This window comes from Pseudomonas sp. CM27, from assembly GCF_013179515.1.
GTDB lineage: Bacteria > Pseudomonadota > Gammaproteobacteria > Pseudomonadales > Pseudomonadaceae > Aquipseudomonas.
The window spans coordinates 1-2038 of record NZ_JABMCN010000417.1 but is presented as its reverse complement, the minus strand read 5'-3'; the positions used below and the strand labels follow the sequence as shown (position 1 = coordinate 2038).

Here is a 2038-nt window from a genome sequence, read left to right as displayed (position 1 = left end):
CACCGGCCCAGAACGCTCCACCGAACTGATGGCCCGTACCCACGGCATCAAGCCCCCCGTGCCGCTGAGCCTGGGCCAGGTCGAGCGCATGCTCGGCGACGGCCAGCTGGACGAGTTGCTGGAAGAAATCATCCGCCTGTACCAGCAAGCCTGCGTCGGCAATGACGTGGTGGTGGTCGAGGGCATGGTGCCCACGCGGCATGCCAGCTATGCGGCGCGGGTCAACCAGCACCTGGCCAAAAGCCTGGATGCCGAAGTTATCCTGGTGTCGGCACCGGAAAACGAAGTGCTGAGCGAGCTGTCTGGCCGGGTTGAACTGCAGGCACAGCTGTTCGGCGGCCCGCGCGACCCCAAGGTGCTCGGGGTGATCCTCAACAAAGTGCGCACCGATGAAACCATGGCAGACTTCGCCACGCGCCTGCGCGAGCACTCGCCCTTGCTGCGCGGCAACGACTTCCGCCTGCTCGGCTGCATCCCCTTTCAGCCGGAACTGAACGCCCCGCGTACCCGTGACGTGGCAGACCTGCTTGGCGCCCAGGTGCTCAATGCCGGCGACTACGAGCAACGGCGCATGAGCAAGATCATCATTTGCGCGCGCACGGTGGCCAACACGGTGCCGCTGCTGACCTCGGGCACCCTGGTGGTAACCCCGGGCGACCGCGACGACATCATCCTCGCCGTCAGCCTGGCAGCAATCAATGGCGTGCCGCTGGCCGGCCTGCTGCTGACCAGTGACAGCAAGCCCGACTCGCGCATCCTCGGCCTGTGCCGCGGTGCCCTACAGGCCGGGCTGCCGATCCTGTCGGTCAGCACCGGCTCGTACGACACCGCCAACCAGCTCAACTCGCTGAACCGTGAAATCCCGGTGGACGACCGCGAGCGCGCCGAGTTCATCACCGACTTCGTCGCCAGCCACCTCGACGCGGCGTGGCTGCACCAGCGCTGCGGCACCCCGCGGGAACTGCGCCTGTCACCGGCTGTGTTCCGCTACCAGCTGATCCAGCGTGCACAACAGGCCAACAAGCGCATCGTCCTGCCCGAAGGCGCCGAGCCACTGCTGGTTCAGGCTGCCGCCATCTGTCAGGCCCGTGGCATTGCCCGCTGCGTGCTGCTGGCCAAGCCCGAAGATGTCGACGCTGTGGCCCGCGCCCAAGGCATCACCCTGCCGCCCGGCCTGGAGATCCTCGACCCTGAGCTGATTCGCGGGCGTTACGTGGAGCCGATGGTCGAGCTGCGCAAGAGCAAGAACCTGAATGCGCCGATGGCGGAGCAGCAACTGGAAGATCCGGTGGTGATCGGCACCATGATGCTGGCCCTGGACGAAGTGGACGGCCTGGTTTCCGGCCTGGTGCATTCCACCGCCAATACCATCCGCCCTGCCCTGCAGCTGATCAAGACCGCGCCGGGTTCAAGCCTGGTGTCGTCGGTGTTCTTCATGCTGTTCCCCGAGCAGGTGCTGGTGTACGGCGACTGTGTGATGAACCCGCATCCGAGCGCTGCCGAACTGGCCGAGATTGCCCGACAGAGCGCCGAATCGGCGCAGGCTTTCGGCATCGCGCCGCGGGTGGCGATGATCAGTTATTCAAGCGATTCGGCCAGCGACGAAGAGGTCGAGAAAGTGCGCGAAGCGACACGCCTGGCACAGGGCGCGACGCAAGCGCTGCTGATCGACGGGCCGTTGCAGTATGACGCGGCAGCGAACCCGGCCATTGCACGGGAAATTGCGCCGGGTAGCCCGGTGGCCGGGCGGGCCACGGTGTTCGTGTTCCCCGACCTGAATACGGGCAATACCACGCACAAGGCTGTGCAGCGCAGTGCTGACGGGGTCAGCCTGGGGCCGATGTTGCAGGGGTTGCGCAAGCCGGTGAACGACTTGCCGCGCGGGGCTCAGGTGGACGACATCGTGCACACCATTGCCCTGACGGCCATCCAGGCCAGCGTGGTGCGCTAACAAGCCGGGGCTGCGTTGCAGCCCCGCGGATCAATCAGGGGTACTGCTGAACCTGGCCTTGCTGCTGGTCATACTGCTGGCCCGGAA

1 protein-coding gene is annotated in these 2038 nt (G+C 66.1%); it reads left to right on the top strand.

Annotated features, from left to right (window positions below; translation table 11 throughout):
* On the top strand, positions 1-1951 hold a 1951-nt coding region (pta, locus tag HP547_RS28525; RefSeq protein WP_172288843.1), incomplete at its 5' end, for a phosphate acetyltransferase.
* Positions 1952-2038 lie beyond the last annotated feature (87 nt).